General features: G+C 59.6%; 18 protein-coding genes. 2 read left to right on the forward strand and 16 right to left on the reverse strand.

Annotated features, from left to right (window positions below; translation table 11 throughout):
• Positions 1-155 precede the first annotated feature (155 nt).
• The 13 genes from ABXR19_RS06455 to nifB all read right to left on the reverse strand — a co-directional run bounded on the left by ABXR19_RS06455 (position 156) and on the right by nifB (position 17504).
• Positions 156-731, reverse strand: a complete 576-nt coding sequence (locus tag ABXR19_RS06455; protein ID WP_354600286.1) for a prepilin peptidase — start codon at positions 729-731, stop codon at positions 156-158.
• 70 nt (positions 732-801) lie between these two features.
• Entirely contained in the window at positions 802-969 is a 168-nt protein-coding gene (locus tag ABXR19_RS06460; RefSeq protein ID WP_354600287.1) for a Flp family type IVb pilin, read from the reverse strand.
• A 117-nt stretch (positions 970-1086) separates the two neighbouring features.
• A complete protein-coding gene (locus ABXR19_RS06465; protein WP_354600288.1) occupies positions 1087-1314 on the reverse strand; it encodes a Flp family type IVb pilin in 228 nt (75 codons plus the stop codon).
• A 170-nt stretch (positions 1315-1484) separates the two neighbouring features.
• Positions 1485-2999: a hypothetical protein gene (locus tag ABXR19_RS06470; RefSeq protein ID WP_354600289.1), complete on the reverse strand. Its 1515-nt coding sequence runs from the start codon at positions 2997-2999 to the stop codon at positions 1485-1487.
• Between the two features lie 20 nt (positions 3000-3019).
• On the reverse strand, positions 3020-3718 hold the full coding sequence (locus ABXR19_RS06475) for a response regulator (protein ID WP_354600290.1): 699 nt from the start codon (positions 3716-3718) through the stop codon (positions 3020-3022).
• A 19-nt stretch (positions 3719-3737) separates the two neighbouring features.
• The gene (locus ABXR19_RS06480; RefSeq protein WP_354600291.1) at positions 3738-5342 is read right to left on the reverse strand and encodes a sensor histidine kinase; all 1605 of its coding nucleotides are present in this window, start codon (positions 5340-5342) and stop codon (positions 3738-3740) included.
• A 400-nt stretch (positions 5343-5742) separates the two neighbouring features.
• Positions 5743-7845, reverse strand: a complete 2103-nt coding sequence (locus ABXR19_RS06485) for an AAA family ATPase (protein WP_354600292.1) — start codon at positions 7843-7845, stop codon at positions 5743-5745.
• Between the two features lie 386 nt (positions 7846-8231).
• A complete protein-coding gene (locus ABXR19_RS06490) occupies positions 8232-10502 on the reverse strand; it encodes a putative bifunctional diguanylate cyclase/phosphodiesterase (protein WP_354600293.1) in 2271 nt (756 codons plus the stop codon).
• Positions 10499-13363, reverse strand: a complete 2865-nt coding sequence (locus ABXR19_RS06495) for a chemotaxis protein CheB (RefSeq protein ID WP_354600294.1) — start codon at positions 13361-13363, stop codon at positions 10499-10501. Before ABXR19_RS06495 ends, ABXR19_RS06490 begins: the two co-directional genes overlap by 4 nt.
• A gap of 812 nt (positions 13364-14175) precedes the next feature.
• Positions 14176-15135 carry an ADP-ribosyl-[dinitrogen reductase] hydrolase gene (gene draG, locus ABXR19_RS06500; RefSeq protein WP_354600295.1) on the reverse strand — a complete coding sequence of 320 codons (960 nt, stop codon included), beginning with the start codon at positions 15133-15135 and terminating at the stop codon, positions 14176-14178.
• Between the two features lie 17 nt (positions 15136-15152).
• The gene (locus ABXR19_RS06505) at positions 15153-15557 is read right to left on the reverse strand and encodes a thioredoxin domain-containing protein (protein WP_354600296.1); all 405 of its coding nucleotides are present in this window, start codon (positions 15555-15557) and stop codon (positions 15153-15155) included.
• Between the two features lies 1 nt (position 15558).
• Positions 15559-15819 (reverse strand): 4Fe-4S dicluster domain-containing protein, encoded by a 261-nt coding sequence (locus ABXR19_RS06510; RefSeq protein ID WP_354600297.1) that lies wholly within the window; start codon positions 15817-15819, stop codon positions 15559-15561.
• Positions 15820-15989: 170 nt separating this feature from the next.
• Positions 15990-17504, reverse strand: coding sequence for a nitrogenase cofactor biosynthesis protein NifB (gene nifB, locus ABXR19_RS06515; protein ID WP_354600298.1), 1515 nt, complete (start codon positions 17502-17504; stop codon positions 15990-15992).
• A gap of 271 nt (positions 17505-17775) precedes the next feature.
• On the opposite strand from nifB, the gene ABXR19_RS06520 reads away from it, so the two are divergent.
• Complete coding sequence (locus ABXR19_RS06520) at positions 17776-19578, forward strand: methyl-accepting chemotaxis protein (RefSeq protein WP_354600299.1); 1803 nt, start codon at positions 17776-17778, stop codon at positions 19576-19578.
• Between the two features lie 93 nt (positions 19579-19671).
• On the opposite strand, the gene ABXR19_RS06525 is transcribed toward ABXR19_RS06520, so the two are convergent.
• The 3 genes from ABXR19_RS06525 to pelA form a co-directional block, all read right to left on the reverse strand.
• Entirely contained in the window at positions 19672-21672 is a 2001-nt protein-coding gene (locus tag ABXR19_RS06525; RefSeq protein ID WP_354600300.1) for an acid phosphatase, read from the reverse strand.
• Positions 21673-21925: 253 nt separating this feature from the next.
• Positions 21926-22603, reverse strand: a complete 678-nt coding sequence (locus ABXR19_RS06530; protein ID WP_354600301.1) for a glutathione binding-like protein — start codon at positions 22601-22603, stop codon at positions 21926-21928.
• A gap of 165 nt (positions 22604-22768) precedes the next feature.
• Positions 22769-24352 (reverse strand): pectate lyase, encoded by a 1584-nt coding sequence (pelA, locus tag ABXR19_RS06535; protein WP_354600302.1) that lies wholly within the window; start codon positions 24350-24352, stop codon positions 22769-22771.
• A 440-nt stretch (positions 24353-24792) separates the two neighbouring features.
• Here pelA and ABXR19_RS06540 point away from each other — a divergent pair, with 440 nt between their 5' ends.
• The gene (locus ABXR19_RS06540; protein ID WP_354600303.1) at positions 24793-26163 is read left to right on the forward strand and encodes a chloride channel protein; all 1371 of its coding nucleotides are present in this window, start codon (positions 24793-24795) and stop codon (positions 26161-26163) included.
• Positions 26164-26235 lie beyond the last annotated feature (72 nt).

Here is a 26235-nt window from a genome sequence, read left to right on the forward strand (position 1 = left end):
TGGCGGTGTTCGCAAAGTCACTGGATTCCCGCCTTCGCGGGAATGACGGTGCAGCGCTTGCTGATCCTCAAGTGAGCTGTATTAGCGCTGGGCGCAGGATTTTTGCGCCAGTGGTGGGCTGGGCGAGTCCGGGCGTAAATGATGCCAAGCCTGATTTACAGCCCGAAGGGCCAGCCTTCGACGCGCGCCAGCAGAAGCTGCAGCACTGTGCCGAGGGCTATCGCCACGGCATAGGGCAGGCGCCCGCTGGTGGGCGCGTCGGCCATCTTGAGACCGGCTTCGCGGCCGGAGGCGAGGTACAGCAGCATGAGGCGCAGATTGTCGAACACCTGGGGCAGCGAGCGCGAAAACAGCGCCGCAGCCAGGGCGAGCAGCCCGCCTGCGAGGAAGGTAAGCAGGGCCGCACCGACGGCCTGCAGCGGGCCGAAAAAAGCCCCCACGGCGGCCATCAGTTTCACGTCGCCCGCGCCCATGGCACGCAGCAGATACAGCGGCAGCAGCATGGCGCCACCGCTCAGCAAGCCGAGCAGGGCTTTGCCCAAGCCCAGTCCGCCGGGGTTAGCCATGAACAGGCCCGCGCCTGGCGGTAGAAAGGCGTTGCAGGCCAGCCCGGCGAGCAGGCCAAGCAGCACGAGGCGATTGGGAATGCGCCGCGAGATGAGGTCTTGCCACAGTGCTGCGGCAAGCAGGGCTGTGAGCAAGAGCCAAGGCAGGAGGCGCATCGTGTTCATGGTTCAGCGTGGATCAGACAGCGTAAAACCGGCGACCTGGCGGCCGCCGGTTTTCAGTTTTTGAGCATACTTATGGGGCGACTAGATTATTTGCTACGTTGCCGAATACGGTGGCCAGATTGTCACCAATCAAAGTAACGGCGGCAATGATGACAACCGCAATCAAGGCAGCGATCAGGCCGTATTCAATGGCCGTCACGCCTTCTTCGTCACGCAGGAATTGTGTCAGTGCTTTCATGATGCTCTCCTTGTATACATGTTCCTCCGCCATGTAGCGGAGATCCGAACCGGCACGACATCTGCCGTACCGGGCTTTCTGCTGCGATGGCGACCGCGGTCGCCGACTGTCAGAAACTCATGTCACGTTGCCAACTTCGTTTGCCACGTGCGCCCATGTCATGCCGAGTTGCACGCCCAGCGCGGCAATTCCTGCGAGTGCGACGATTACGATCAGCGAAGCAATCAGCGCATATTCGATGGCTGTCACGCCGTCTTCATTCGACAGGAAGCGCATTGTTCGACGCGCCGCTTTCGTAAGGAAGGTCGTGTCGCATGGGTGCGGATGAGATATACGGTGTTTCATGGACAGACCTCCTTCTACCTCACTATAGAAGGGGATTGGCGATACCCGGACGGCGTTTCCGCTCCTCTCACGGGGTAGGTTTATCCCTGTCTGGACAGGGCAAATGTCATTGCTTGTCACCGTTGAAAACGGAGTGGCAGATGAAGGTTGGACTTGCCACGCCTGCGGACTCAGGGTCGATCAGGCTTTTGTTCTATGGCGTTCGGAGATAGACGCACATGCACGACTGCGACCGGGTCGGCATACAGGCGGCGCCAACCGGGCATCCGGTCCATTGCGGCTACGGCGGGTAGATTTGGAGGGAGCAGCGTCCAGCCGATTCGGTATTCCGTGAGTAATCCGGAAAGCTCGTTTGGGTGAAGTTGTTTCAGGGCTGCAGAGATCTTTTGCTGAAAATCATCGCCGTAGACGGCACGCGAGTCGACCGAAGGGGCGATGCCTGCAAAGATCAGGTAGCCGCCGAATTCGTAGGCATTCAGCACTGGTCCGGGCGGATTGGCCGCCAGCGCAGCGTTTACCGCTTTAGCTGGCGTGATGGCCTGCGCAGGCCGAAGCAGGCTTGTATGACCAACGCCCAGCGTGACGGCGGTGAGCATGAGTACGGTGAGGGCTAGCGTGAGGTTTTGTGCGGGCTGCGCCAGGGTGGTGAACACACGGTCAAGTGCTGTGGCAGGCATTTGTGCCGCGGCGCTGGCAAGCCCCCACTGCGCAGTCAGTGGCTGCGCCACGATGATAGGGGCGAGCAGGCCGAGCAGTTCGCCGTGGCGCAAGTGCTTCAGTGCGAGATGCAGCAGAACGAGCAGGAGCGCGATCCGGATGGGGGGCAAGCGCAGGCCGTTTGTCAGCGCAATGGTGATGGCAACGAACAGCCAGATTTTCAATGGTTCAAGTGCGCGAAAAGTCGGCGCTTGCCATTCCGCGATGGTGCTGAGGCTGAAGCTCATCTGGTGTTGGTCGTAAACGAAGCGCCAGCCATCCAGCCCATGGGGTGTGAGCAGGGTGGCGATGGATGCCAGTGCCAGGAATATGCCCCACTGGCTTGCTATGCGCCATCTGGCAGTGGCTTCGGCATCCAGCAAGGCTTCCAGTGCGAAGGCCGCCGACAAACCCAAGGCTACGGGAAAACTGCCGTGCAGATTGGCCCACAGCACCATGATGACGGCTAACCACAGGGTCGGCGCACGTTGAAGTTCGATGGCGCGCACCAGTGCAATGCCCCAGAACACCAGAAGTGGCAAGCTCAGTGCATGCGGCCGCGCCAGCATGTGCGGTACGGCAAGGTACAGTGCCATGGCGACGCAGAGCAGGGCGCGGACGGGCAGCAAATACTGCAACAGGTAGCGGGCGAGCGCGGCCAGCGCGATGGCATAGCAGGCGGCAGCAAGGGCGACGACGCCCGTCCATCCTCCGGCATCGAATGCCAGCGCATACAGTACGGCGGCGAGCCAAGTGTGCACGACCCAGGGTTGGCCACGCACGGTGTGAGAGAAGGGCTCGGTGCCGGGAACTGCTCCGTGATCGAGAATCCAGCGACCGGTGGCGATATTCCAGTAGGGGTCGCTATCGCCGAGCAATCCCGGCTGCAGGATCAGCCACAGGAACACGATCACGCCAGTCAGCAGCGGCCAGGAAAGCCCGGCGAACAAGGCAGGAAAAGGGCTGAGGGGCTGTTTCAACTTGCACATGGAGGCCCTCGCTCGGGCGATTAATTCTGGTCCAGATCGTGTTCGGTGGCGAAGGCGAACAGGTCGATCCGGTTGCGCAGACCGAGCTTGTCGTAGATAGCGGTAAGGTGGTTGCGCAGGGTGTGTTCGCTGATGTTGAGCGTCTCGGCGATGACGATGCTTTTGGCACCCCGGTTGAGCACGATGGCACGGATGATCTGGCGTTCGCGCGGGGTAAGGCTGGCAATGCGATTGTTGCCCGAGAGGGCGTCGGGTGTAGCGCGTGAAGCGATCATGCTGACCATCCGCCCGGTGATCATTGGAGACGCCCAGAACTCACCGGCATGCACGTGTTCGATGGCTTGCAGCACGATGTCGGCACCTTCGTCCTTGAGTACGACGCCGCGCGCCCCCGCGAGAATTGCGCCCTGATGCGTGGCCGGATCGCGATCGCCGGTGAGGATCAGCACACGCGCCTGGCAGCAGCGGAGCAGTTCGGGCAGGCTGGTGAGGCTGCTGCTGCCGTTGAGGTCGAGGTCGAGCACGATCACGTCGGGCAGACAATCGGCCGCGACTTGAAGCATTTCTTTGGCGTTTGATGCTGTGGCGACGGATTGCAGGCGGGGCTGCGCACTTTCGACAAGGCGTTCCAGACCCCACAGGATGGCCTTGTGGTCGTCGACGATCATGACCCGGATGGGACGGGTTTCAACTGTTTCGGCAGCGCAGGCGAGGGGCATTTGCGGGCCTTCCATACAGTCAATGCAAAGGAATCGTGACGGTTATAGAGCAGCCTCGGGGGTCGATATCGACACGGGTTTCTCCACCCAGCAGCGCGGCGCGTTCGCTGATGGAGCGTGGCGTGAAGGTGGGAAGCGGAGCTTGGTTGCCGTGCTCGTTTCGTATGCGTAATTCAAGCACGCCTTCTTCGCATCGCAGGCCAATCCAGGCCATGTGGGCGCGTGTGTGGCGGCGAATGTTGCTGAGGCCTTCGGCTACGAGGTGAAACAATTCGTCGGCAATGTGCCGATCCACGGGCAGGGCGTCCTGAATATCGACGATTACTTCAATGCCGAATAACTGGCCAAAGCGTAGTGCCTGGCGTTGCAAGGCGCTGGTCAGCAACACACCGCCTTGATCCGGCGCGCCGCGCAGACCGCTTACGACATCGCGCATGGCGGCAAGCTCGTCACTGGCCATGGTCTGCAGGCGCAGCAGGTCGGCGCTGATCGGGCTGTCCGGGCTGGCTTTACGCACCAGTGCTTCGACTGCGAATTTTAGGCCGATGTAGGGTTGAATTGCGCTGTCATGCAGGGTGCGACCAATCTTGGCGCGTTCGTTTTCGACGGCCTCGGTCGACAGGCGTTCAAGTAGTAGTGCATTGTCGATTGACGGGGCGATCTGTTCGGCGATGCGTGACAGGACATCCAGCCCGTGTGTGTGCAGATGGTGGGGCGGGCCGCCAAGAATCAACCTCATGCTGCTCACGCTGCGGCATTGCACCGGGGTGATCATCAGGCAAGCCTGCGAAAGCAGGGCTGAAAGCTGTTCAAACATGGCGGGGTCCGGCATCTCCTGTAATTCGGCATAGCCCGACAAGGGCTCGCTGTGAAGACTTGGCCGCCTGAAGGGATGTGTGTATCGCCGGTACTGGAAGGCGTGTTCTTCGCTCAGTGCTGCGACACAGGCGAGCAGCGATACGGCACTGGCTTCTGACAGGCGACTGCAGCCTTCACTGGCTTCCCAGCACAATGCGTGCTCGCCTCCCTCGATGTCACGCATGAGCAGCAGAGCGCATTGAGCGTCGAATTCGTGACCGATGGCTTCCAGAAATCTGGGCATGATGGCGTCAAAGCCACGGCGGGGGTCGATTTGTTCAACGAGACGGGCGGAAAATGCGTAAGCCCTGCGACTGTCGGCCTCGGCGCGTGCCAGTACTGCGACCAGCGAGCCGGTGATAAGCAGGGAGAGCGGCAGCGCAAGAAGTGTGGGCCAGGTGATTTCCGGGACCAGCAAGCAGAAGATGATCAGGGCTGTAGAGCTGTTGAATGTGGCGACGGCCATGCTTTCGGCTACCCCGCGTTGCCACGATGCGAACATGACGGGAAAGAACAGGAACAGGAAGTAGTGGATGCCGCCAGGCCCGGCCAGCGCGATGAGTAGCAGGAACCAGCAGGAATCAATCCACGGGAGGATTCTGAGAGCGGGCAGGGACCGGCCGTTGGCAGAAAACCAGAGCAATACGCCTGCATACATGCTGAAGCCTGCGACGCCGGCAAACAGGTAGTAATGAGACTCTGGCTGGGAGTCGAGCATCAGCAGGCCGGCGATGATGGCCAGCACGACGCGGATACTCTCGATCAACCGGCGTTCATCGGAGAATTGGTCTGCGGTGGGCGCACGCAGGGATTCGTCGCCCTTCCTGCGGAGAGGCTTGTTTGCGGCTGAAGGCTGCGGATCTGGCTTCGTCACAGAGTCCCCTGACATGTGCTATCTCACCGGTTCAGTGAGCGTTCCGTAAGAGCCGTGGCTCCGGGAGGTGAGCCTCCATTCTCGCGTCGTGGCATCGGCGAAACAGCGACGTCAAATGGCTGAATTGACTGCGTTTCAGTCTAGGCAAAGATTTTTCAGCGTGCTGAATGAGCGCCCTTCATGCCATGTTTTCTGGCGGCCTCGCGCAAGAAATCACAATGCGGCGTGGGCCATCGCTAGTGGACTTTTCGCTGGCGAACTCAGGTTCTGCATGCGTTGCCGTTTCGTCACGCTAGGCTGTTGTTGCATGCTCAGCATCGAAATCGCGAATCTCCTGCAGAGCTTCGCTCAAAGTCATTTCATTGACATTCAGTAGTTTGCTGACGAGATGTTCGGTCAAGGGTTTGAGCGCGGCCAATACGGCCTTGGTCTCGTTGTACAGCCGCTCGCTCTGCGCTTCCATGATGTTGCGCGTTTCTTCATCGACGGCGCGGCCGCCGCCATCGCTGTCACGGGTGAGGGCGCCAAAGTTGAGACGCGTCTTGCGGTACATGCCCATCTCGCCCACGGCATGGTGCAATAGTTGCGTCACGCGCGTGATGTCATTGTGTGCGCCGTTGGTTGTGCCTTGTTCGCCAAAGAACAGCTCTTCGTTGGCCATGCCGCCCAGCAGCACGCGTACATCGTGTTCGATGTCTGCCTTGGTTTTGAGCAGATCGGCCCCGCGTTTGTGAAAAACGAATCCCAATGCGTTGGTACGAGGGTTGGCTTTGAGCGAGATCTTGATGATCTTCATGTCTGCCAGAATCAGCTCCCAGTTGTCGTGGGTTCGCTTGCGTTCGTATTCAAGCTCTACCAGAAAGTGGCCCCATTCGTGAACAGCAATGATGCGACGGTCACGCTCGCGTTCCTGGGTGGTGTTCAGATTAACGTTGCCCACGAGTACCCGTTCAGCTGCCTGCATCAGGGTTCTTTCCCCGATCATTTCGCCCGCTTGCACCGCCATGATGCCGGCTTGGTTGACGATTGTCTCGAGATCTGCGGGGCTGCACCCCTCGGTGACGGCGACGTGTTGGCGAAGATCGAGATCGGGAAGCACTTTATCGGCACGCTGCGCCAGGTAATGACTGATGATTGACTGTCGTTCTTCTTTGTTAGGTAAGCGGAAGTCAACTTTCATCTGGAAGCGTCGCAGCATCGCTTCATCCATCTGCATCGTTTCGCTGTTGAAGTTGCTGGCAACGATCCAGATGATTCTGGCGTCATTGCGGCTGCGAACACCATCCAGCACGGACAGCAAGGTGTTCGCTGTGTCGTCGTCGAATTTGCGATGGCGGCCGCCGCGCTTCATGAACAGATCCTGGGCTTCGTCCAGAAAAATGATGCAGCGCTCGCGCCGTTTTGCCATGGCGAGAATGCGACTCAGGGTGTTCGAGCCGCCGGCGACAAAACCAGTCTCCAGATTGGCGGCGGAGTGGAACAGGATTGGCAGATTGAGTTCCTTGGCCAGATAGCTGGCCAGCTTGGTTTTGCCGGTGCCTGCCGGGCCGCTGAACATCACATTAAAGGGCTTGCTGATGCCATATTCGGCATACTCCGCGCGGCGATGATACTGGTCCTTGATCTGCGCAACTTCGGCCTTGATGTCGTCCATGCCGACCAGTTCGTCGATGGAGCCGTTAATCTGGCCCGGCTCGATGAACTTGAGTGATTTGAACTGGCCTTTGAGCTGAAAGAACAGAAAGCCCACCAGACTGAGCATCAATGCCGCCGACAGCACGCCGCTGACACCCGCTTTCCAGCCATCCTGCTCGGAGATAGGGCGGGCTCCGGAAAACCGCAGATCCAGGCGTTCGACCAATTGACGGTTTTTGGGGCTGAGTTCGCTACGCGGGATGAAGACAAGCTTGCTGCCCCAGGATGCGTCAACCGCCTTGTCGGTGAATATCTTGGTCTCCATGTCGCTTGGGTAGTAGGCGTATTGCTTGTTTTGCGATTCGATCAGGACGATGCGATCTGATATGTTCCACAGCAGGGGCTTGTAGATCACGATGATGCGCTCGACCTGATGAGACTCTACGAAGCTCAACATTGAGCCCGAACCAAACACGACGGGCAGATCGTTCTTGAACGACCACATGCTTTCGCCTGCCGTGCCGTCAGTGGGTATGGCCTTGACCTGTTCGGCCAGAGCCGCCTGCTTCTGCATGAGCACCGCCGAGTAAATCGCGGACCCCGGAATCAGGATCGCCGCCGCAAGCACGGCCAGCTTGACGGTGAGCGACTGGATTGCAAACCAATCCTGCAGTCGGCTGATGGACTTTTTTACGATGAGCCAAAGACCTGTGGGCCCAAGCAGGGTGGCGTTATTGCTGGGTTTGGATGAGTCGGACACGGTCGTCCTTCGCTGAGTGCGGGGTTAAGCCCCGGCGTCAAATCACACGAACCCCGGATGGGGTATGAGCGTTGGACGCGGATTCGCTTCCACGGACAGTAAACTCTCAAATATTGGCCTGGACTCGCAGCGAACCGTAGAACAGCTGTCAGCAAACGGGTTTTTGTGAAGTCAGTGCGGGCCAACATTCAAAGAAAGCCAAACTCATGATCGGATGGCCTGAGAGGGAGGCTTGTCGTCAGGAATGTTTTTGAAGCTTAGTAAGCTATGGCTTGGGAGTCTGGTAGGCCTGCCCACTAAGGCAGCACTTCAGGCCATTGACTTTTTTGCTACCTGTTCGCTTCGGAAAGGCCCTGTTTTTCGCGGGATTCTGTTTTCTGGGATATTCATTGTTTCGTCATAAATGCTTCGAATTCTGGTAAAGCCAAGGCTTTGCTGAACAGGTTTCCCTGAAACTCCCTGCATCCAATGCCGTGCAGAAAATCTCGCTGCTCCACGGTCTCGACACCTTCGGCAATTACACTTAAGCCAAAAGATTCCCCCAGCGCAACAACCGTACGGGCAATGGCCGCATCGCTGGCGTCGTGCAGGATGTCGCGTACAAAGCCACGGTCAATCTTCAATTCCTCAATGGGCAAGCGCTTCAACAATCCCAGCGATGAATAGCCCGTGCCGAAATCATCCAGCGAGAAGTGGATGCCCAGTTCCTTGAGCGCAAGCATCGTGCCGATGACATGTTCCACGCTATCGATCAGCGAACTTTCGGTCAGCTCCAGCTTGATATGATGCGGGTTGGTCCCTGTGGCCTCCAGAGCCGCCAGAACCTGGCTGACGAAATCGGCACTGCGGAACTGATGGGCGCTGACATTCACGGCCAGATTCAGATGCGCCCGATCGGGCTGAGCCCCCCAAGCGGCAAGTTGAGCAAACGCTGTTTCGATCACCCACTGCCCCAGTGGCACGATCAGACCGACATCTTCAGCCAACGAAATAAGTTCAACCGGCGCGACCAGCCCGCGCTCGGGATGCTGCCAGCGCAGCAAGGCCTCGGCACCAATCACCCGGCCATCAGCATTCACCTGTGGCTGATAGTGCAAAACAAATTGTTTCTCCGCCAAGCCATTGCGCAGATCCACCTCCAGAGCGGCGCGCGCCATGACGGCCTCCTGCATACGGGGGTCAAAAAAACGCACCGCATTGCGCCCTTCGGCCTTGGCTTGATACATCGCGGTGTCGGCGCGCTTCATCAGTTCATCGACGCTGACCGGCACATCGCCAAACAAGGTAATGCCCGTACTCAGGCTCGAGCGATGGCTACGCTGATTCACAGGCCCGCCGGGTACGGTCAGATCCAGCAGATAGGCTTGCTCGCTGAGCCGCTCCATGATTTTCAGTGCGACGCCCTCTGCCTGCATGATGGCGTCTCGACCCTGGTCCAGATTTTCCAGAATCACCACAAACTCATCCCCACCCAAGCGTGCAACGGTATCGCCCACGCGCACACAGGACTGCAGCCGGCTGGCGACCTCCACCAGTAACTGATCCCCCACGTCGTGCCCCTGCGTATCATTGAGCATCTTGAAATGGTCCAGATCAATCATCATCAAGGCGCCGTAGCACTGACGGCGTGCAGTGTTAGCCAGCGCCTGTTCCAGACGATCACGCATCAGGCGCCGATTCGGCAATTGGGTCAGAGGATCATAAAAAGCCAGGCGCTCGATTTCGGCCACCGCAGCCTTGCGCGCGGTGATGTCATTCAGCGTCGCGACGTAGTGGGTGATAGCGCCCATCTCATCCTTCACCGCCGTGATCATCAGCCACTCCAGATAGATCTCGCCATTCTTGCGGCGGTTCCATATTTCGCCCTGCCAGGTTCCGCTCTGTTGCAGGCATGCCTCCAGAGCGGCATAAAACTCCGGGCCATGACGGCCTGAGCGCAACAGGCTCGGCGTATGGCCGATCACCTCATCGGCGGAATAGCCGGTCAGCTCGGTGAAGGCGCGATTGACCCGCAAGATTCTGCGCGCAGAATCCGTCACGAAAATCCCCTCTTGGGATTCGAACGCAATCGCCGCCACGCGTGCGGCGACGGCCGCCTGGTGAATCGGCGTGACGTCGGTCAGGGTTACGCGCAGCACGCGAGACGTATCTTCGCCCACCCGGCACAGGCAATCCAGATGCGCGTTGATCGTAGATCCGTCATCGCGCTGCAGCACCAGATCCATGCTGCGTTTTTCATGCCCGCCCTCAATCAACATGCGATGCGTCAGCAGGTGCCAGCGATCCCGATCCTGATCGGCGATAAAGCGTGCAAAGCGCCGGTGGATCAATTTCTGGCGTTCCAAGCCCAGCAAGTTCGCGCCGGCAAGATTGATTGATTCAATCATGCCACTTGGCGTCAACGTGAGGTAAGCCGCAGGGGCAAATTCGTACAGATCCACATACCGATCACGTGCAGCTTCCAGCGCGGTATACGCTTGCCGCAGTTCCTCGTTCTGCATCTCCAGTTCAATCTGGTGCACATGCAGTTCGTGCAGAACTTCGTCACGCGAGCGTGCTTCGGCCTCAGCGCTCAAGGTTTGCCGCAGAAAGGACTCAGCCTCGGCGCGCAACTGCTGCGCGCCATGCGGTGCATACCTTGAGGCCTTTGCGTTCATGGCTGGATCTGCATCGATAACAAGAGCAAGGCCTGGTTACTGACCGTGCCGATAAAATGCCGCGCATTCAGTAACAGGGAACGATGACCCACGCCGGGAAAGTCCAGTGCCAGCTCACAGCCCTCAAATCCGGCCCTGTTGCGCAGCGTTTTCTGCAGCCGTTCCCGCAGATCCGGCTGATCCCACAGATGGTCAGCAATGTCGTAAAGCCGGTGCCCCACTGTATTTTCCGGCGCAAGCCTGAATTCGCGATAAAAAGAATCGCTGGCCGAGACCACGTTCAAGACACTATCCAGCACCAGCATGGGTTCGCGAATCGCATTGATAATGCCTTCAGCCAGCATCAGTGCCTCTTGCATGGCGACCGCCTTGATGCGCGAAGTGATATCGGTGAAGGTCAGCACTACGCCGTCGATTACGTTATCCAGGGTGCGGTAAGGCTGGATGCGTGCCAGCAGCCAGGTGTCATGGTTGATATGCAATTCGCACTCATAAGGAATCAGCGACTCCAGCACCACCTTGGCCGCAACCAGCAGATCATCCCCGTCCACAGCCGAGCGAATATCGCTCAAGGGTCGCCCTACATCCGAGCTTGCCAGACGATAGACGCGCGTCGCGTCGCGGGTAAAGCTGCGGATCACCATCTGCTGATCGAGGAATATGATCCCGACCTTGACGTTGTCGAGCAGGTTTTTCATGTCGTTCTGCGCGCTCGCCAACTGCTCTATCTTGCTCTGCAGCTCGGCATTGACCGTGATCAGCTCTTCATTGACTGACTGCAGTTCCTCTTTCGAGGTTTCCAGCTCTTCATTGGTGGACTGCAGTTCTTCGTTGGTCGACTGTAATTCTTCATTGCTGGATTTCATTTCCTCGTTGGAGGCCTGCAGCTCCTCCACTGTCGCCTGATGACTCTCCTTCAGGTGCGCCAGCGTGTGCTCCAGCTCTTCAATACGGCTCAGTTCGGCGGGTTTGAGCGCACGTTTTCGCCCCGATTTGGCTGGCGGAGGACTGGCGACATCCTGGAAGCTGATCAAAAGCAGGTTCTGCCGTGGATCCAGACCGGGTAGGGGACGCACGCCGAGGCTGACCATCACGAAGGCGCCGTTGCTTTCCATCGGAATCTGACGATCCAGAGTAGCTGTGCCTTCTTGGGCGGCCGCTCGAATCGCCAGACGCAGATCCGGCCCCAGCCCCTCGCGGGCCATTTCAATCACATTCAGACTGGCCTGGCCGGGCGCAGGGCGCAGGTATTTGCCTGTGTCGCCATGCACGTAAAGCGTCTCGCCCTGCAGATCGGTGACCACCGAGGCCGGCGCAAAGTATTGCAACAAGACCCTGCGGGTCTGTTCAGCGAAATTGAAGTCAGGGCTATTTTTCATGAGTCCATCAGGTGCTTTGACTACGCTATCGGGGCTCCAGGACAAACCATGCGCGATCACGGCACGCGAGGATTTGTAGGTGGGCGTAGCGCGGTAAAACTTCCATTTGCGGTTGATCGGGGCGAACAAATCGGTATGGTTGCCGATGCTTTCGGAGGGAGACAGGCACAAGACACCGCCTGGCTTGAGCGCGTAATGAAACACTGGAATCAGGCGATCCTGCAGCTCGACTTCCAGATAGATCATCAGGTTACGGCAACACAGCAGATCGAGCCGGGTGAAGGGCGGATCCTTGATTACATTCTGGATGGCAAACACCACCATCTCGCGAATTTCCTTTTTAACCCGATAGCCGTCCTCTTCTTTGATGAAGAAGCGGCGTAGACGCTCCGGGCTTAGATCCTGCTCGATCAAATGCGGATAGATTCCTGCTCGGGCAAAGGCGATGGCCTCGTCATCCAGATCGGTCGCGTAGATCTGTACCGAAAAAGGCAGAGGCCGCTCATCCAGCATCTCGCGCAGCAGGATGGCGATCGAATACGCCTCTTCGCCGCTGGCACAGCCAGCCACCCAGACGCGGAACACATAGTCATCCGGCTTGTCTTCACACAGGCCTGGCAGGATATCCGCCTTCAGCGCGGCAAAGGCTTCGGCATCCCGAAAGAAACGCGTTACGTTGATCAGCAACTCTCTGAACAACACATGCACCTCGGCCGGATTTTCCACGAGGAAACGGGCATATACATCGGCATCGTCAAGGTTGTGCTGCGCCATGCGCCGCTCGATGCGCCGGCCAATGGTGCTCTTCTTGTACAGGGAAAAGTCATGACCGGTAGCGCTGCGCAAATGAGCAAGAATTTTTCGCAAGCTGCTATCCGACTTGGGCTCGGGCGGCAGCACTTCCGTTTCTACAAAGCTGCGAACTCCCGCCAGCAAAGCGGCCGGCATTTTTTCTGCCGTCAGGATTTTGGTCGCGTAGCCCGCTTCAATCGCACTGGAGGGCATACCGTCGTATTTGGCTGTGGTCGGGTCTTGCACCAGTGTGACTCCGCCCGCTTCAAGAATCGCCATCAAGCCCAGACTGCCATCGCTACCGGTGCCGGAGAGGACGATACCGATGGCGCGATCAGCCTGATCCGCTGCCAGCGAGCGGAAAAACGAGTTGATGGGCGTGCGCAGGCCGCGTGCGCGCTCGGCCATGGCAACTTGCAAGACGCCATGCATGATGTACATCTCGCGATTGGGCGGGATTACGTAAACGTGATCCGGCTCAACCGCGAGTCGATCTTCGGCTTCAACGACAGGCATGCTGGTACAGCGCTGCAGGATCTCGGTCAGCATGCTTGCATGATTGGGATCAAGGTGCGGCACCAGCACGAAAGCCATTCCGGTATCTTCGCGGCAGGCGCGGAAGAAGTGCTCGAAGGCGTCCAGACCTCCGGCCGAGGCGCCAATTCCGACGATGGGGAAGGTGCTTCGCATCGTGCTGGAAGCTTCCAGAATCTCAGCTTCTGAAGGTCTTCCTTTCTCAAACATCTCCTGATTCTGCATCAAAGCGCCACCCCTCTTATTTTTTTCATGCGCACTTCACCCTCATGTACGTTCCAGGAACGATACGATTCTGAAAGAGAACGTTTCAAGGCGCATCCAAACACTTATAACTGCTGTTCGGGTTTTCAATTCTTGCTACATAGGCATGCGGGCTGATGTACCGCTAGCTGATTACCCATATTAGACAAGCGGTATTGGTGTGGATGTATGTCCGAACGGGCTAAGAGTTTTACCACTGACACTATTTAGCGCTCAGTCCCGACATTCAGTGCGGCTAGCCGAGTTTTCGGGTGCCGCTGGTGCTGTGACCAAGTTTAATGGATGGTCGCTCGCGTTTGAGCAGTTTTCGCATGAGTCGCCCGTCCTCCATGCTGCACGGCGCGCACGTGGATGGAAGGGGCCGAAATTAAGGGCGAGCCGGCCAGGCATGGTTCTAGCCGTGTTGGCTGCGCTCATCGGCTGGCGCCAATGCAGGATTGAGCCTCTGCGCCGACTTTGGGCTGTGTTAGCGGATTCGTGGTGTGGTCAGGCCTTGCGCAAGTTAACGGTGGTCCGACTGGCTCTGCCGTTCATTGACGTGGCCAAGGAAAAGTGCCGCGCCTGTGTCGGTGCCTGCACAGGTTTGTTGCCGCCCTCAATCCCCTGTTGCGCTGAAAACGAGCCTGGACTGGCGATATTCGACGGAATGAGCGGAGGGGCGCGGTTTTTGCCTGCTCTGGATTGACAGTAGATGCTCAGTGCCTTCAATCCTCTCGCCAAGCCGGCGAGCGCGCAATCAGTTCATCTGCATAGACCTGACAGCGTTTATACACAGCGGGATTCAGCTCGCGCAGCCAGTGCTCGGGCAGGTTGTCTTCGCCACACAGCGCACCCATGACCATGCCGGCGATGGCGCCGGTGGTGTCGGCATCACCGCCCCGGTTTACAACATCAACGAGTACGGATTCAAAGTTGTCGTTCACGTCGATGGCTTGCAATACGGCGCGCATGCTGTCGACGATGTAGCCGGTCGGGTTTTCCATCTGCTTGCCACGGAAGCTGAAGACGTCGAAGTCCCGTGCCAGCAGATTGGCCTGGGCCATTACGCCGCGAATGCCATCCCCTTGAATACCGGCCTGCACCATGCGTACTACGCTGACCGTGGCTGCGTCGGTCAACGGGTTGTGATGGGTGACGCGGGCCTGAGCCAGTGTGGCGGTGGCGGTGGCGTCGGCGGGGGCGCCGAGCAGGGCCAGCGCAATCGGCGCGCAGCGCATGGTGGCGCCATTGCCGGCGTCGGTGGAGGGCGGCACGCAGGCTTCGCCGGTGTTGCGAAAACGTACGATGCCACGGCGCACCGTATTGCCGATATCAACCGGTTTGTCGCGCATCCATTCGTCAAAGGCGCGGGCATAGTCTTCGGCACCCGGAGGCTGACGATTGATCAGCCAGGCTTCGGCCAGCGCCAGGGCCATGGTCGTGTCGTCGGTGACCTGCCCAGGCGCCAGGCGCAGCCAGCCACCGCCACGAATGAGTTTGTGACAGCCATATTGGGCGCGGATTTCGCGCGGGGTCATGAATTCCACCGTAGCCCCAAGCGCATCACCCAGAGCCAGACCGAGCAGGGCGCCGCGCGCATGGTTGCGCAGGCTGGCGTGATCGGGTTTGTTGCGAGTAGCTGTTTCGGGCGGAGCAAAACGCAACAGCGGAGGACTTGCCTGCATGGCGGCTTTTTGGCTGATCAGGATGTACTGCACGCGTGCTGGTGGGCCGAGCAGGCTTCGTCGGGCTGAGCGTTCGAGTCGATCAGTCCATCCACGTACACGCTGTTGAAGCCCGCCATCCGGGTGCAGCCGATCTCGATCAAAGGGCTGCGGATCAGCAGGGGTTCGGCAATCATGGCCTGCAGGGCAGAGCCGACATCGAACATGCTCGGCACGACTTCACCGGACTTCACCTTGGGCGCATTTGGATTGAACCAGCGGTCGATGGGCAGGTCGATGAAAAAATCCAGCAGGCGCTGAGGCGTCCATTTTTCGCTCAACAAATCATGCACGATCAATTCATGTCCCGCTGAGCGCAGGGCTTCAATTTGCCGGGCGTTGGTCTGGCAACCCGGCTTCTCCCAGAAATGAATGGTCGTCATGTCATGCTCCCATTGCATTGGCCTGTGCAGGCCGGCTGCTCAATGAGCCGGGCGGGTTCAGCATTACGCCCAGCTCGTCGATGATCACGCCCTCGACCGGACAGATCGCCGCACACTGCGGCGTGGCAAAGGCTTCCACGCATTCGCTGCACAGATCCGCATCAATCAGGAAATGCGGGCTGGCCTCGAAGATTGCTTCGTTCGGGCACAGCGGCAGACAAGCCCAACAATTCACGCAGCCATCAACAATTTCCAAGGCCATCTATTCCTCCGTTCCGTCGGAAAGTGCCGAGTACTGAGCAATGAGTGCTGAGTAAATGCTTCCGCCGGTACGCCACAGCCGTCGATTTACAACGTGGCGATAACAACCCCTCGCAAAATCCGGGCCACGGTTTTACTCAGCACTCAGCACTCAATCCTCAGTACTGATTTTCAAGCCCTTTTCTGATCTTCAAACGGCGCCACGCTCAGCTTGCCGGCGTTCAGCATTGCTTGCCACACCGCGGCTGCAGCCTCTTCGATGGGCTCCAACGCGTGCTCGCCATTGGGCATGATGCCGGCGGATTCCAGCTTGCCCCAGGGCTCGAAACCGATGCGCGAACACAGCACCACTTCGCAATCGGCCAGCACTGCGATGGTGCGTGCCAGGGTGTTCTCGGCTTCGCCGCAATCCGCTTCCCCGCCGCAATACTGGGCGGCCTTGCGATGGCCGAGGAAGCGCACACCCTCGCTGCTGGCTTCGTAAATCAGGAATTCTTTGGCGTGGCCGAAGTGCTGGTTGATCAGGCCGCCGCCACTGCTCGCTACAGCCATTCTGACCGGACGGCCGAGGGTTTTTGCTGGACGTTGCAAGGTGATGACCTGCGCGTGATGGGCGTCGCGCTTGGCTTCCAGTTCGGCGTTGATGGCTTCACGCAGGGCTACACGGCGCTGCATGGCGGCCTGTTCGAACTGAGCGTCGATCTCCATCAGCTCCACTTTATCCATCGTGAAGTCGGAGCCGCGATCCTCACCGAGCATGCCGACTGCATCGGCACGGCACTGACGGCAGTGGCGCATCATGTTCATCTCGCCCGCACAGTCATCCTGCAGGGCTTGCAGTTCTTCGGAGGTCGGGCCGCGCTGGCCGGTGAGGCCGAAATGCGTGCCGTGCTCGGCTTCCGAAATCAGCGGCATCACGTTGTGCAGGAAGGCGCCCTTGGCACGCACCACGCGCGAGACTTCCTTCAGGTGTTCGTCGTTGATGCCGGGAATCATCACCGAATTCACCTTCACCAGAATCCCGCGCGCCACCAGCATCTCCAGACCCTTCTGCTGCTGGGCGATAAGGATTTCAGCGGCCTCGCGGCCCATGATGCGGCGGTGATTCCAGAAGATCCACGGATAGATCTGTGCGCCCACATCCGGGTCGATACAGTTGATGGTGATGGTGACGTGATCGACATTCGCCGCAGCGATCTGCTCGACGTATTGCGGCAGCATCAGGCCGTTGGTGGATAGACACAGCTTGATGTCCGGCGCGCGTTTTTGCAGCTCGCTGAAGACTTCGAAAGTGCGCGCGGGGTTGGCCAGCGCGTCACCCGGCCCAGCGATGCCGAGCACGCTCATCTGCGGAATCGCGGCGGCTACGGCCAGGGTCTTCTTGATCGCTTGCGCCGGGTTCAGCACTTCGGAGACCACGCCGGGGCGGGATTCGTTGCTGCAGTCGTACTTGCGATTGCAGTAATTGCACTGGATGTTGCAGGCCGGAGCGACCGCCACGTGCATGCGCGCGAAGTGGTGGTGCGCCTCTTCCGAGTAGCAGGGATGGTCCTGCACTTTCTTCTGGATGTCGGCAGCGAGGCTGGCGACTTGTGCGGGCTTCGTACCGCAGCTGCCGGCGCTGCAGCCGCCGCCGCTGTTGCCAGTATTGCCGTTGAGGGTGAGTGCTGTTCCAGGGATGGCCATGTCGAACTCCCGATAATCTGTTTGCGATGACTGGTGCAAAGCCCGTGCCGGATCGGATCAGGCTAGCTGTAGCAAGGGTTTCAGAGTTTTTACGGGTGTTCGGTGTCGGCTTGGCGACAAGGATTCTGGTACGGAAGGCGACAGCGCAAGGGCTGCCTGTAGAGCCGCACCGGGCGGTCCTGTGCGGGCAGGGTGGCTGAAGAAGTCCGCTGGGTGCGGATCTTTGGGCGGGTCGTTGGCGGTTCAGCCGCGCTTGTGCGGAGCCGGGTCAATGCCCTTACGGGCATTGGTCTGCGAACGGGTTTTAGCAATGAATCCCTACTGTCGTTATGGAGGGTGGCTGTGCAGTGCGCTTTCGATGGCTCTGACAAACTGCAATAGCGGCTGCTTGCAGATATCAACAATATCGTTCACACCCCGGCATCCGACCGGGAAAGAAAGGTTGGTCATGAAAAATCTCGCTATCGGGAAGCGGCTTTTGGCTGCATTTGGCGCAGTGCTGTTGCTGTTTGGCTGCGCGACGGCAGTGGTCGGATTCGAGGCGCTGGACATTCAGGACCGGGCTAAGCGAGTGGAGCGCGAAGGGATTGATCGTACGGAAGCGGCCGCAGCGCTGCTGCGTGAAGTGATGGTCTTCCGGATTACCGCGCGTGACCTGCTGCTGCAGAAAGATGCGGCGGGTGTCGCGAATGTGGCAGCCAAGCTGTTCACAGCAATCGAGGCAGTGCAGAAGGGGGTCGAACCGTTTCTGAGCGTCACAGTCGCGGAGACGAAAGAGCAGGCCACGGTGATTGCGAAAGCGGCTGAAATACTCAAGTCTGCTACTGAGGAAACCACGCGTCTTGCGATTGCAGGAGATCAGGCTGCCGCCGTCGCTTCGGTGGGCAAAGGCGGCGCGCACGCGGCGGCTTTGCAGGGTGCTGCGGACAAGCTCATTAAAGCCGTACAGCAGAGCTCTCGCGAGGAAATGGCGCAGTTGCACGCAAACGCGCGCGCGATTCTGGTGACGCTGATCGTGGCTTTTGTGATTTCAACGCTCGCCGGGCTGGGGTGTGCCTTGTTGGTCACACGTTCGATAACCCAGCCAATCGGCGAGCTGGTTGAGTATGCAAATTGTCTTGCGCAGGGCGATTTCAGTCGACATATAAAGGTGAGTTCGCGTGATGAAATCGGAATGCTGCAGACGGCATTCGGTCAGATGACGGACTCGCTCAATCACGCTTTGGCTGAAGTCAGCGATGGCGCTGGCAGGGTCGGGGTGGCGGCTACGCAATTGGAGGGCAGCTCCAGGACGGTCCTCAGCAGCATTGAAAGCCAGTCCGAGTCGGCCTCGGCCATGGCCGCTGCGCTGGAAGAGATGTCCACCAGCGTGGATCATATTTCCGAGATTTCACAGACGGCACGCCATGCCTCAACGCAGGCCAGCAACAAGGCCAATTCAGGTTCGCGTGCAATCCAGCAAATGATCGCCCAGATTGACTCCGCCGCGCAGACCATGCGTGAGAGTGCCGAGCAGGCGCAATTGCTCGGGCGGGAGTCCGAGCGGATTTCTTCAATCGTGCTGGTCATCAAGGAAGTTGCCGATCAAACCAATCTGCTGGCCTTGAATGCTGCAATCGAAGCGGCCCGTGCCGGCGAGCAGGGACGTGGCTTTGCAGTGGTGGCGGACGAAGTGCGGAAACTTGCAGAAAAAACCACGAAATCGACTGCGGAAATCAGCGCGATGGTTGGCTCCATACAGGGCGGCACCCACGCCATGATGGATCGACTGAAAGGCGCCGTAAGCTCGGTGCAAGAAGGGCTTGCAATGGCGCATCGCGCCGGGGAAACCGTGAGTGAGATTGATGTCGAGGCTCAGGCCGTGATGGGGGTGATTGACGAGGTATCGTCGGCCTTGAGAGAGCAGTCCGCTGCCAGCCGCGATATTGCCGTACGTGTCGAAAGCGTCGTACAGATGGTTGATGAAAACACGGCTGCGGCAAGCGCGATGTCGGGCGCTTCTTCAGACATGAACAATCTGTCCGGTACGCTCAGAGCCAGCGTGGCGCGTTTCCAGCTTGGGCAGATGAGGTAAGCAATCGACTGCCTGTAGAGCCGCACGGAGTGGCCTTCTTCGGGCATGCAGCCTGCACAGGCAGGCTGCATGCGCCTCTGGAAGCTACTGCGATCAGCTGTCGATATGCAGCAGAACGCCGGTCGCGGTGTAGGTCGGGGTGACCTTGAAGCCGTCAACGGTGATGCTGCTGAAGCTGCCATTACGTTTGGCCGCCGTCAGCACCGTCAGCGTGTCGCCCACGGCCGGCTTGTAGCTGCCCGGGAAGCTTACGCGCAGGGCACCACCCGCGAGGGTGGCGGTGCCAGTGATGCTCAGGGTGCCTTGCGTGCTGCTGCTCAAAGCCAGTTGCAATGTGCCGGCCAGCTGGGTGTAGGCGCCGCCAATGGCCAGCTTGCCCGGTGCGTTACACAGCAAAGTGCCGGCGCTGACATACACGTCGCCCTTGCCCAGCGCGCTCACCGAATCCGCCGCCAGGGTGCCGGCATTCAACTGGGTGCCGCCGCTGAAACTGTTGTCGCCAGCCAGACGCAGGGTGCCTGTGCCGAGCTTGCTCAACTTGCCGCTGCCAGCGATGTTATTGCGCCAGCTGTCTGTGACATTGAAACCGCCAAGGCTGGCGTCCATCGTCACGCTGACGTCGCCATTGAAGGCGCCATAGCCATCGGCAGCCGCAAACAGGTTCAGGCGGCCCCAGCCTTCTTCGTCATTGGCCAGCGGATAGCCAGAATCGATCTGGGTGGTCTTGAGCACCACACGGCGTTGCGCTGCGGTCAGATAGGGCTGGCGGGTTTCCAGCAGCACTTCTGCGCCCTTCGGCACGGTCGGCGCCTTGCCGTCATTGGCCGCGATCTTGGGCAGGCCATAGCTCAGTTTTTCGCTGAAGAAGGTTTTGTTGGCGGCGTAGTTAGAAAAGCGGTCGTAGTTGGCGTTGGCCTTGTCGCTGGTGACGGGGGTGCGGGCCTTTTCCAGCAGGGCGTTGAAGTCGCTCGTACCGGTCTGGGCCATCAGATAGTCCTGCACCTGCTTGCGGGCGGCGGTGGCCTTGAGCTGGTCGGTCTTGTTCAGGCTGTAGGCCACCACGGCGATGGCTTGCACGCGGCCACCCATCACATCCAGCGGCGAATGCATGCCGGCAAGGATGCGGCTTTCACCCATTTCCATGGCGCGGGTGATGAGTTCCTGATAACGCTGCGGGAAGAGGTAAGCCATTGGCAGCGCATCGCGCCAGGCTTCGGCGGTGTGGCCCGAGGGGAAGCCGCCGTCGGTGGCAGCGTTGCTGCTCTTGGCAGATTCGAGTGAAGGCACGACGATGACGTCGGTACTCCAGCGATAGGGGCGGGCATACTTGAAGAAGCGTTTGGCGGGTTCGGTGGAACCATCGACGATGTTGCCGCTGTCGATGAAGGTGACGGCAGTGCCAAGTGCGGAGGTGGTCAAGCCGAGATTGTTGCCGCTGTCATCTACCTTGGTTACGGCTGCGTTGGCGTCGACCGGGGCAACGATGGTGGTGGTCTGGCCTGTGCCTGTGCGCCAGATGCTGGTGAGCGGGCCCATGCCGTCAGCGATGCTGTAACCTTTTTTGCGCCGATCATCCATGTAGGCAGCCAAGGCTTGCTCGGTGCTGCGGTTCTTGGTGGCCGTCTTCACATAATCGATGTTGGCGGCATGAACGGCAGCGTTGAGCACTTTGCCATCCGTAGCGTCACCGGGAATGCCGGCCCAGCTCGATTTGGCAACTGCCGGGCAACTGCCGTCTGCGGCTGCTGCAACGTCGGCATCGACATATACCTTGCCGTCAGCCGCCGCCAATGGTGCCCACATGTCGAGGAAGCCCTTGAGAACGCGTACGCCGGCATTGCTCTCCAGCGTCGCCATGCAAGCCAGGCCGCGCTGATTGGTGGCGCCAGTGTCGATATAGGCGAGCACACCACTGGGGGCGTCGGCCGTCTCGGCATAGCCCAGGCCTGCAGGAGCTGCGGGAGTGTCGCTGGTGCTGCTGCTGGTGTTGTCGTTGCTGCTACTGGAGCCTCCGCCGCCACACGCAGCCAGGTTCAGTGCGATGAAAACGGCCAGCGCGCAGGCGCTGGGGCGGTAGATGTCGAGTTGCGGCATTGCTGGATGACCCCTGATGTGTGCCCGATCGGGCAGCGTTGAAAGCCCGCGATCATCAGGGAGGCGTGTTACAGCTTGAATACGCCTACGTATGTTTTGTGTGACAAAGCCTGTCAGCAGGGCTCAGCGCCTGCGCCGCAACGATTGCCAGTGACGCAGTTGGCGGGGCCACTCGCGTTTCCCTCGATCGCCACGCGTGCCTGAAGAGGCCCGCGGGGCGTGGCGGAGCGGGCTGGGTATCCGTAGACGTCCGTCAGGCGCGGCTCTTCAGGATGCCCTGCAGTTTTTCCTCGGTCAGGCTGCGTTCGTAGTCGAATTCAGCCGCCTTCGCATAGGCGCGCTGCACCGCCGGGCGCTCGCCGATGCGGGTCAGATAGGCGACGATGTGCGGGAACTGGCTCATGTCCATCAGCTGGCGCTCGTGCAGCAGCACCCAGGGGTAAATCGCCATGTCGGCAATCGAGTAATCGCCGGCCACGTAGTCGCTGCCGTCGAGCTGCTTGTTCAAGACGCCGTAAAGCCGCGCGGTTTCGTCCGTGTAGCGCTTCATCGCGTACGGGATTTTCTCCGGTGCGAACTGGTTGAAGTGATGATTCTGGCCGGCCATCGGGCCGAGGCCGCCCATCTGCCAGTTCAGCCACTGCAACACCAGCGCGCGGGCGTGGCCGCTGGCCGGCAGGAACTTGCCGTGAAGTTCGGCTTCCACGGTGAGGATCGCGCCGGATTCCATCAGGTTCAGCGGGCCGCCGGGGAAATCATGGTCGGTGATAGCCGGGATGCGGTTGTTCGGCGCGATGGCCAGGAAGCTTGGCAGGAACTGGTCGTTCTTGCGGATGTTGATCGGGATGATGCGATACGGCAGGCCCAACTCTTCGAGCAGGATGGTGAGCTTGTGGCCGTTGGGTGTGGGGGCGTAGAAGAGATCGATCATGCCGGGCTTCCTTCGGGAGATGAGGCGTTCAAATGGAAAAACGCCCGGCACTCGACCGGGCGGTTGCTGCCTGCATTGTGCCCTGCGCATGCGGTGCTGCGGGAGCGCTGGCTGGATGCGGAGCGACGGCTGTGTCGCTCTGCATCCAGCCCGGCGAGCAGATGCTCAGCGACGGGCGCCGAGGACGGACTTCAGCCCTTGCCGTTTGATCCAGGCGGGATAGTCTGTGCTCAGGAGCGTCGCGGCTTCGCTGGTGTACCAGTTGTATTTCACGCGGCGCTCGTAGCTGACATCTTCGAAATGTGCGCGTGGCTTGCTGTCACGGGCAGCAAAGAGCGGGCGACCGGTTTCCAGTGCATAGAAGCGAGCCCAGGTGACATCGCTGCCGCCGGTGTTTTCCATGACGAAATCGAAGCCGTATTCGAGCGTGCGGTCTTCCTTGCGCACACGTTTCACGCCGGTGATTTTCGCGCTGTCCAGCCAGGCGACAGCATCCTGTACTGCCTGCTGGACTTCAGCCGAAGGTTTTTCGATGCTCATGAGGAAACGCACCACGTTCACGCTTTCGCCACCACTGATCGAAGCCAGCTCGAAAGCGCGGCCCATGGCAGGTTGCAGTGTGTTTTCGTCGTACTGACCGCCCCAGCCAGTCTTCTTGCCGGCAACGCGGATCTGGGCTTTGAGGATCAACGCGATCCCCGCGTCGTAGGCGGCGTGCGCACGTCGCGCCTGCACGGAAGTGACGAAGCTGAAGTCGCGGCTGAGGCTGGCGACATCGCGCAGCACTTCCAGTACGTTGGCCATTGCGTCATCGTTGAAGGTAATCCGCGCTTTGTAGCCCAGCGGGTTCGGCCAGTTCTGTTGCCAGCCGCCGTTAGGCAACTGAGCAGCCATCAGGTAGTCCAGCCCTTTGTCGACGCCGTTGCGGAAGCGTTCCTGACGGGTTGCCTGATAGGCGCGCGCCAGCACGACGATCTGCTTGGTGGTCGCGTCATTGTCAATCGTGGACTTGCTTTTGAAACCGGTCAGGGCGCTGCGATTGACGGGGATGGTGAGGTTCGTATCGTTTTCCAGTTTTGGCCAGCCGCCATCACTGTTCTGGTAGCCCAGCACAACATCGGCCACCTTTGTGCCTTCTGCGCTGGCCCAGAAGTCCGGGGTCTGCGTCAGCAGCGTGCGCTCGGTGACCGGGCCACCCTTCGCCAGACTGGCTATCTTTTTGCTCACGGGCAGAACCAGCGAAGCCGTAAAGCGCTGACGCGTCTTGTCCCATTTTGTGTAAGCACCGAACTGATCGAAGACCCAGTACAGCGAAACCCACAGGTTGCCGTTGCGCCATTGCGGGGCGATGTCGGTTTGCACGGGTTTGCCGTCAAGCAGGGCGTTCAGCTGACCCGCCTGCAGGCGTAGCGTCTTGCCGGCGAGGCTGAAAGTTCCAGCCTGTTGTGCCGTATCCAGCTGAACCTCACCACCCAGATTGACGACGATTTCGGAGATCGGCGCGAACATGCGATCACCCGGCAGCAATTCGGGCTGCGAGTAGAAGCCCTCTTCCAGCTCCTGGTAAGCGCTATCGACGGAGTAATTCGGCTCGCCCATGATCAGGGCTACAGTCTTCAGCACGCCATCGGCCCGTGCGGGGGAACTGCCTGACGGGGGGGCCGGCACTGCCGCGGGCGTCTGGGCAAAGCTGTTGCCCATAAGCAGACAGGAAAGAATCACACAGGTCGTACGGGGAAGGATGCGCATTGGGCTCTCTTTATGCAGATGGGGAAAATGAGGTCTTGAGGCTAGAGTTTAGGGTAAACCCTGCGTCGTTTGTGTGACATAACAACTATATGTCGATGGGAGGCGGTTTTCACTGCAAAATGCTTGTCAGGTTGGTGTTGCAAGGGTTTGAATGGCTTTCAGGCGGCCCGCCTGAAGAGCCGCATCCAGATTGCCTATACAGCATGGCGTGCTGAAGAGTGCCGCCCGCTACGGCTCTTCCGCATGCCTGACTGCGGATCAGGTTTCGCCCGATTCGTCCGCCGGGCGGGCGGTGCGGCTTTGCGGGCCTGGCCAGAAGACGCCATTCGGACAGACTGCAGTTGATGGGAGACAATCCGCCAAGGCGATGAACAAGGCGGGAATGTCTGTCGAAGGCCGATGTTTTTAACTTTGAGCAGATTCAAATCCAGATGTTGAACATGAAGTCTTTGCGCGAGGGGATTGATCACCGGATTTTTACCGATCCTGTGGTTTGGCGTGATCGTATCCTGATGTGGACCGCCGCCTCGTTTGCCGGTTTGTGTGTCGTCGTTTTTACCTTCATGACCGAGTGGGCCAGCACCTGGTTCATGCTGATGCGCAACCGCTACGTCTGGCTTCCTGTGATCTTGACGCCTGCGGTGGGGATGCTGGTGGTGTGGCTGACCCGGCGCTTTGCCGAGGGCTCGGCGGGTAGCGGGATTCCGCAAGTGATGACGGCCCTGAGCGGCGAAGTGCCGCCAAACTTGCTGGGACGATTTGTCTCGCTACGTGTCGCTTTTGCCAAGGCCACGCTCGGCGCACTCGCGCTGGGGGCGGGATTCTCGACCGGTCGCGAAGGGCCTTCGGTGCAGATTGCTGCCGGCGTCATGCACAGTTTTCGAAGATGGTTCAGCGAGAAATCGAACATCACGGCAAATGACCTGATGCTGGCAGGCGGAGCCGCCGGGATTGCTGCGGCCTTCAACGCACCCCTGGCCGGAGTGGTATTCGCCATCGAAGAGATGAGCCGTCGCTTCGAGCAACGATCCAGTGGCTTGATCGTGACCGCAATCGTGCTGGCCGGGATGGTCTCCGTATCGTTTTTCGGCAACGGAACCTACTTTCGCGGTATCGCCGTCCCGTCCGTTTCGCTTGAGCTGATCTTCCCCGCGCTGCTGTGTGCCTTGCTTGCCGGGGCCTTGGGCGGTCTGTTTTCGCGCTTGCTGATTGTGTCGTCGCTGGGTGGAAAAGACATTCTTTCGCGTTTGCGCGCAAGTCGCCCGGTCATCTTTGCCGGGGTCTGTGGTTTGGGCGTCGCCGTGTTGGGGCTGGTCAGTCAAGGGGCTGCGCATGGCAGCGGTTTCAGTTACACGGAAAGCGGGCTGACTGGCGCGAGCGAAATGTCCAGCCTCTACGTCGGCATCAAGTTCATTGCGACCTGGCTTTCCTACTGGAGCGGCGTGCCGGGTGGGATTTTTGCGCCCTCGCTGGCGATTGGTGCCGGGCTGGGGCACGACATTGCCTTGCTAACGAATTCGGCGTCAATGCCGACACTGATTGCCTTGGGTATGGTCGGTTTTCTGGCGGCGGTGACGCAGGCCCCGATTACTTCTTTCATCATCGTCATGGAGATGGTGGACGGTCACACGATGGTGTTGAGCCTGATGGCGACTGCTCTGGTCGCCGCCCTGATTTCTCGCTTGATTTCGCCGCCGCTGTATCACTCCCTGAGCAGCATGCAGTTGCAGAAAGTCCGTCCGCCGCCAGCTGAAGTTTGTACGGACCTTAAAGACGAGATCAAGGTTTCGCCGGACGTTTCGAAGGCTTGATGGGCTCTGCCTGTAGAGCCGCACCCCGCCTGCCTGTGCGGCATGCCATGCTGAAGAGGTCCGCCCGCTACG

It is taken from the genome of Uliginosibacterium flavum (genome assembly GCF_040566545.1).
GTDB lineage: Bacteria > Pseudomonadota > Gammaproteobacteria > Burkholderiales > Rhodocyclaceae > Uliginosibacterium > Uliginosibacterium flavum.

Bases quoted from the DNA above. Each gene is read 5' to 3' on its own strand.
- ABXR19_RS06520 (WP_354600299.1), top strand. From the start codon at position 17,776: ATGCCCTTACGGGCATTGGTCTGCGAACGGGTTTTAGCAATGAATCCC.
- ABXR19_RS06530 (WP_354600301.1), bottom strand. From the start codon at position 22,603: ATGATCGATCTCTTCTACGCCCCCACACCCAACGGCCACAAGCTCACC.
- ABXR19_RS06495 (WP_354600294.1), bottom strand. From the start codon at position 13,363: ATGCGAAGCACCTTCCCCATCGTCGGAATTGGCGCCTCGGCCGGAGGT.
- nifB (WP_354600298.1), bottom strand. From the start codon at position 17,504: ATGGCCATCCCTGGAACAGCACTCACCCTCAACGGCAATACTGGCAAC.
- ABXR19_RS06525 (WP_354600300.1), bottom strand. From the start codon at position 21,672: ATGCCGCAACTCGACATCTACCGCCCCAGCGCCTGCGCGCTGGCCGTT.
- ABXR19_RS06455 (WP_354600286.1), bottom strand. From the start codon at position 731: ATGAACACGATGCGCCTCCTGCCTTGGCTCTTGCTCACAGCCCTGCTT.
- ABXR19_RS06505 (WP_354600296.1), bottom strand. From the start codon at position 15,557: ATGACGACCATTCATTTCTGGGAGAAGCCGGGTTGCCAGACCAACGCC.
- ABXR19_RS06475 (WP_354600290.1), bottom strand. From the start codon at position 3,718: ATGCCCCTCGCCTGCGCTGCCGAAACAGTTGAAACCCGTCCCATCCGG.
- ABXR19_RS06510 (WP_354600297.1), bottom strand. From the start codon at position 15,819: ATGGCCTTGGAAATTGTTGATGGCTGCGTGAATTGTTGGGCTTGTCTG.
- ABXR19_RS06470 (WP_354600289.1), bottom strand. From the start codon at position 2,999: ATGTGCAAGTTGAAACAGCCCCTCAGCCCTTTTCCTGCCTTGTTCGCC.
- ABXR19_RS06465 (WP_354600288.1), bottom strand. From the start codon at position 1,314: ATGAAACACCGTATATCTCATCCGCACCCATGCGACACGACCTTCCTT.
- draG (WP_354600295.1), bottom strand. From the start codon at position 15,135: ATGCAGGCAAGTCCTCCGCTGTTGCGTTTTGCTCCGCCCGAAACAGCT.
- ABXR19_RS06460 (WP_354600287.1), bottom strand. From the start codon at position 969: ATGAAAGCACTGACACAATTCCTGCGTGACGAAGAAGGCGTGACGGCC.
- pelA (WP_354600302.1), bottom strand. From the start codon at position 24,352: ATGCGCATCCTTCCCCGTACGACCTGTGTGATTCTTTCCTGTCTGCTT.
- ABXR19_RS06490 (WP_354600293.1), bottom strand. From the start codon at position 10,502: ATGAACGCAAAGGCCTCAAGGTATGCACCGCATGGCGCGCAGCAGTTG.
- ABXR19_RS06540 (WP_354600303.1), top strand. From the start codon at position 24,793: ATGAAGTCTTTGCGCGAGGGGATTGATCACCGGATTTTTACCGATCCT.